The 6,188-nt window shown below is 74.6% G+C and carries 3 protein-coding genes; all 3 read left to right on the forward strand.

The features are described 5' to 3' along the window. Positions 1-2,286, forward strand: a 2,286-nt coding sequence (locus ACXAHD_RS31040) for a PD-(D/E)XK nuclease family protein (RefSeq protein WP_475055003.1), incomplete at its 5' end; no start/stop codon positions are given. Beyond that, positions 2,283-5,633, forward strand: a complete 3,351-nt coding sequence (locus ACXAHD_RS31045; protein WP_289212234.1) for an ATP-dependent helicase — start codon at positions 2,283-2,285, stop codon at positions 5,631-5,633. The genes ACXAHD_RS31040 and ACXAHD_RS31045, both read left to right, overlap by 4 nt. A 242-nt stretch (positions 5,634-5,875) precedes the next feature. Continuing rightward, positions 5,876-6,079: a transcription antiterminator/RNA stability regulator CspE gene (cspE, locus tag ACXAHD_RS31050; protein WP_123605346.1), complete on the forward strand. Its 204-nt coding sequence runs from the start codon at positions 5,876-5,878 to the stop codon at positions 6,077-6,079. Positions 6,080-6,188: the final 109 nt, after the last annotated feature.

Raw genomic sequence — 6,188 nt, forward strand, 5'->3', positions numbered from 1 at the left:
CCGGTCGGTCGGTCGCCGGCCGACCCGCCGCCGGCCGACGGCGCGACGCCGGACCGGGCCGACCCGGTAGCGGTACGGGTGTTCCGCTCGGCGACCAGCGAGGCCGGCTACCTGGCGCACGCGCTGCGGGTGGCGCACCTGATCGACGGGGTGCCGTGGTCCCGGATGGCGGTGATCGTGCGCTCCACCACGCTGCAGCTGCCGCCGCTGCAGCGGGCGCTGCACGTCACCGGCGTACCGACCGTGGTGCACGCGGAGGACCTGCCGCTGCACCGGCAGCCGGCGGTGGCGCCGTTGCTGTTGCTGCTGCGCTGCGCGTTGGAGCCGGACCGGCTGGACGAGGAGGCGGCGGTCGCGCTGCTGCACTCCCCGCTGGGCGGGGCGGATCCGTTGGCCGAGCGGCGGCTGCGGCAAGGGCTGCGGGCTCTGGCGCTGGCCGCCGGTGACCGCCGTCCCTCCGGTGAGTTGCTGGTCGACGCGTTGCGCGATCCGGCGGAGCTGGCCGCGATCGAACGCCGCTGGGCGGCACCGGCGCAGGCGGTCGCGGCGCTGCTGGCCACCGCCCGGGACACCGCGGCCCGGCCGGGTGCGACCGCCGAGGATGTGCTCTGGGCGGTGTGGCAGACCAGCGGTCTGGCCGACCGGTGGTTCGGCGCGATCCTGCGCGGCCGGACCCCGGGCGGGCCGGCCGGCACCGTACCCGTCGGTGGGGTGACCGACGCCGGGGCGCGGTGGCGGGCCGCGGCGGCGGACCGGGACCTGGACGCCGTGATGGCGCTGTTCGACGCGGCCGCGCGGTTCGTCGATCGGCTGCCGGGTGCCCGGACCGAGGTCTTCCTCGACCATGTGCTCGGCCAGCAGTTGCCGGCCGACACCCTGGCGCCGAGCGGCGACCGCGGCGAAGCGGTCCGGCTGCTCACCGCGCATGCCGCGAAAGGCCTCGAATGGGACGTGGTGGCGGTCGCCGGGGTGCAGGAGGGTGTCTGGCCGGACCTGCGGCTGCGCGGCAGCCTGCTCGGTTCGGAACGGCTGGTCGATGTCTTGACCGGCCGGGCCGACGGCGCCGGGCTCACCGCGTCGCTGGTCGCGCAGACGTCGGCGCTGCTCGACGAGGAGCGGCGGTTGTTCTACGTGGCGGTGACCCGAGCCCGCCGACGGCTGCTGGTCACCGCGGTCGCCTCCGCCGGGGTCGGCGGGCTGGACCACGAGGAGCAGCCGAGCCGGTTCCTGCACGAGCTGGGCGTGTCGACGGTGGATGCCGACGGCGAGGAGCTGCCGACCCTGCCGGTCGGCCGGCCGCCCCGGTCGCTCACCCTGCCGGCGCTGGTCGCCGAGCTGCGTACCGTGGTCACCGACCAGACGGCGCAGCCGCAGCGCCGGCAGGAGGCGGCGGCGGTGCTCGGCCGGCTGGCGGTCGCCGGGGTGCCCGGTGCCCACCCGGACGACTGGTGGGGGCTGCGGCCGCTCTCCGACGACCGGCCGCTGGTCGACGAGGGCGAGTCGGTCCGGGTCACCCCGTCGACCATGGAGAGCGCGCTGCGGTGCAGCCTGCGCTGGCTGCTGGAGCGGCACGGCGGCCGGGGCGAGCCGAGCGCGGCGGCCGGCGTCGGCAACCTGGTGCACGCGGCGGCGATGCTCGCCGAGGACGCCAGCGTCGACCGGGCGAAACTGCTGGAGTACGTCGCGGCCCGGTTCGACGCGATCGACCTGGCCGCCCGCTGGATGGCCGGTCCGGAGCTGGCCCGCGCCGAAGGCATGGTCGACAAGCTGCTGCGCTGGCTGGCCAGCAACCCGCGCCGGCTGCTCGCGATCGAGCACGAGTTCACCGTACGGCTGGACGACCCGCGGCAGCCGGTGGAGCTGACCGGCCGGGTGGACCGGTTGGAGATCGACGCCGACGGCCGGTTGGTGGTGATCGACCTCAAGACCGGCAAGTCGACCTCGGTCACCGCCGCCGAGCTGGCCGAGCATCCGCAGCTCGGTGCCTACCAGGCGGCGGTCGAGGCGGGGGCGTTCGCCGAGTACGGCGACGACGCCGGTGGCGCGGCGCTGGTCCAGCTCGGTACCCCGGTGAAGGAGGCGAAGGAGCAGCAGCAGGAGCCGCTGGCCGACACCGACGACGCCGGCTGGGCGACGGCGATGGTCCGCCGTACCGCCCAGACGATGGCGGCGTCGACGTTCTCGGCGGTGGCCAACTCCAGCTGCCGGGTCTGCCCGGTGAAGACCAGCTGCCCGGTCTCCGGCAAGGGCCGGCAGGTCGTCGAACCACCAGCGGAGCACGGATGACGCAGCAGTCGTTGTTCGCCGCCGCTCCGCCGCCGCGCCGCCGCCCTGACGCCGGGCCGCGCTACACCCCGCAGGAGCTGTCCCGGCTGCTGAAACTGCCGCCACCGACCCCGGAGCAGGCGGCGATCATCGCCGCCCCGGTGGAGCCGCTGCTGGTGGTCGCCGGGGCCGGGTCCGGCAAGACCGAGACGATGGCCGCCCGGGTGGTCTGGCTGGTCGCCAACGACCAGGTACGCCCGGAGCAGGTGCTCGGCCTCACCTTCACCCGTAAGGCGGCCGGTGAGCTGGCCCACCGGATCCGGACCCGGCTGGGACAACTGGTCCGCCAGCTCGGCCGGCAGGGTCGCCGGGAGGAGGAGGATCCGCTGGCCGGCGAGCCGATGGTGGCGACCTACCACTCGTACGCCGCCCGGGTGGTCACCGAACACGGGCTGCGGGCCGGGTACGAGCCGTCGGCCCGGCTGCTCACCGAGGCGTCCCGCTGGCAGATCGTCGACTTCCTGGTCCGCAACTACGACGGTGACATGTCCGAGGTGGACCGGGCGCCGGGCACGGTCACCGACGCGGTGCTGGCGCTCGCCGGGGAACTGGCCGAGCACCTGGTCACCCCGGACCAGTTGGCCGGCTGGACCGGCCGGTTCTTCGCCGAGGTGCAGTCCCGGCCCGGCCGGGTGTACGCCGACGTGCGGCGGGCGCTGACCATCCAGCAGATCCGGCTGCGGCTGCTGCCGCTGGTCCGGGCGTACCAGCAGCGCAAGGCCGATTTCGAGGCGATGGACTTCGCCGACCAGATGTCCCGGGCGGCGCAGGTGGCCCGGGACCATCCGGCGGTGGGCGAGTTGGAGCGGGACCGCTACCGGGTGGTGCTGCTCGACGAGTACCAGGACACCAGCCACGCCCAGGTGGTGATGCTGCGGTCGCTGTTCGGCGGCGGGCATCCGGTGGTCGCGGTCGGTGACCCGTGCCAGTCGATCTACGGCTGGCGCGGGGCGAGCGCCGGCACCCTGGACCGGTTCCCCGGCGAGTTCGCCCGTGCCGACGGCACCCCGGCCCGGTCGCTGACGCTGACCACCAGTTGGCGCAATCGGCCGGAGATCCTCAGCGTCGCCAACCAGCTGTCCGGCCCGCTGCGGACCGCCGGGGCCCGGGTGGCGGCGCTGGCCGCCGCCGCGAAGGTCGCTCCGCCGATTCCGGGCCGCACGGCCCGGGGCGCGCCGGCCGCGACGGTGCACTGCGCGCTGCTGGACACGGTGCTCGACGAGGCCGAGTGGATCGCCGACGGCATGTTGGCGGCCTGGCGGGGGGCGGCCGGCGTCGAGCCGGGTCGCGGTGACGAGATCCCGGTCGACGCCCGGCCGACCAGCGCGGTGCTGGTCCGGGTGCGCAGCCAGATCCCGGCGGTCGAGGCGGCGCTGCGGGCCCGCGGCCTGCCGGTCGAGGTGGTCGGTCTCGGCGGCCTGCTGGACACCCCGGAGGTCCGCGACGTCGTCAGTACGCTGCGCGTGCTGGCCGATCCGACCGACGGCGCGGCGCTGCTGCGGCTGCTGACCGGGGCCCGGTGGCGGATCGGTCCCCGGGACCTGGTGGCGCTGCACCGGCGGGCCCGGGCGATCGCCGACGCCCGGCGGGAGCTGCCCCGGGCCGGGGCGGCTGAGCCGGAGATCGTCGTCGACCGGCTCGACGAGGCCAGCCTGGTCGAGGCGTTGGCCGATCCGGGGCCGGCCCAGCTGTACTCGGCGGAGGGCTACGCCCGGCTGCGCGGGTACGGCCGGGAGCTGGCCCTGCTGCGGCAACGCCTGGACCAGTCGTTGCCGGACCTGATCGCCGACGTCGAGCGGACCACCGGCCTGGACGTGGAGGTGGCGGTGCGGGCCGGCGGGGCCGGCGGCGGTGACGCCGGGCTGGCCCGCGGGCACCTGGACGCGCTCGGCGACGTCGCCGCCCGGTTCGCCGGTGAGTCGGACACCGCGACCCTGTCGGCGTTTCTGGCGTTCCTGGACGCCGCCGAGGACGAGGAACGCGGGCTGAGCCCCGGCGAGATCGACGTGGTGTCCGGCGCGGTGCAGATCCTCACCGCGCACGCCGCCAAGGGCCTGGAGTGGGACGTGGTGGCGGTGGCCGGGCTGACCCGCGACGTCTGGCCGGGGGCGGTGCGCGGCTCGGACCACTACCTGTACGGCCTCGGGGTGCTGCCGTTCCCGTTGCGCGGCGACGCGGATGGCCTGCCGGCGCTGGTCCTCGACGACGCCGAGGACCAGAAGGCGGTGGAGCGGGAGCTGACCGAGTTCAGCAAGCGGTGGCGCGAGCACGACGAGCGGGAGGAGCGGCGGCTGGCGTACGTGGCCGTCACCCGGCCGCGCCGGCTGCTGCTCTGTTCCGGCTACTGGTGGGGCGCCGGGGTGAAACGGCACCGTGGGCCGTCGGTGTTCCTCAGGGAGATCCACGACGACTGCCTGGCCGGCGCGGGGGTGGTGGACCACTGGGCGGCGGAGCCGCTGCCGGGCGCGGCGAACCCGATCGACGAGGTGACGGTCCGGGCCGAGTGGCCGGCCGATCCGCTGGGCGCGCAGCGGCCCCGGATGACGGAGGCGGCGAACCTGGTCCGCCAGGCGATGGACCGGCCGGTCGACCCGCCGGACGATGAGCCGTCGGCGGGGTGGTGGGCGGAGGCCCGGATCCTGCTCGCCGAGCGGGACCAGCTGGCTCACGGGGTCGGGCCGGTGGACGTGCCGCTGCCGGACCAGTTGTCGGTGTCGCAGTTGGTGGCCTTGCGTCGGGACCGGTTCGGGCTGGCCCGGACGCTGCGCCGGCCGCTGCCCGGTCGACCGGATCCGTACGCCCGGCGGGGGACGGCGTTCCACGCCTGGCTGGAGCAGCGCTTCGGCGCGGACCGGCTGTTGGACGTCGACGAGTTGCCCGGTTCCGCCGACGCCGACGCGGCACCCGACGACGCCCTGCTGGAGCTGCAGGAGCGGTTCCTGGCCAGCGAGTGGGCCGGCCGGGTGCCGGTCGAGGTGGAGGTGCCGTTCGCCACGGTGATCTCCGGGGTGGTGGTTCGTGGCCGGATGGACGCGGTGTTCGCCGGTCCGGGCGGCCGGTACGACGTGGTCGACTGGAAGACCGGGCGGCAGCCGACCGGGGTGGCCGAAGCCGCGGCGGCGGTGCAGCTCGCCGCGTACCGGCTGGCCTGGGCGGACCTGGCCGGGGTGCCGGTGGAGCAGGTCCGGGCCGCGTTCCACTACGTGCGCGACGGTGTCACCGTGCGGCCGGCTGACCTGCTGGACCGGGCCGGGCTGGCGAAGCTGATCAATGATCTGCCGTTGCTGGGTGGCACGTCGGATTCGTGATAGCCTGGCGGTGTTGCAGTATTGGTTCCCCGTGCCGTCCCCGGTGCTACCCGCCGGCCGGCCGGTCACAGTGACAGTGCGAGCGCCTGTGGGGTCTCGGCCCAGGCGCTCTTTGTTGTGTCCGGACTCTGTTCCGGATGGGGCGATCAGCACCGCGACGCCGGTCCGCGTAGTAAGCGCGGATCTCACATCGGCCCGCAGGCAGTCTCGGGTCCGATCGTTCCATCAAGGAGAAGAGTTACATGGCAGTAGGCACCGTCAAGTGGTTCAACGCGGACAAGGGTTTTGGTTTCATCACCCCGGATGAGGGCGGTGCCGACGTGTTCGCCCACTTCTCCGCCATCCAGTCCTCCGGCTACCGGAGCCTGGACGAGAACCAGCGGGTCGAGTTCGAGATCACCCAGGGCCAGAAGGGCCCGCAGGCGGCCAACATCCGCCCGCTCTGAGCTGTTCGGTACGAACGGTCCGGCTCCCACCACCCGCAAAACAAGAGCCAAAACGACACAAGTACCACCCCGATCCATGGTCGTGACCCACTGTTAGGGAACCAAACTA

Source organism: Micromonospora sp. ABR4_055, assembly GCF_056160425.1.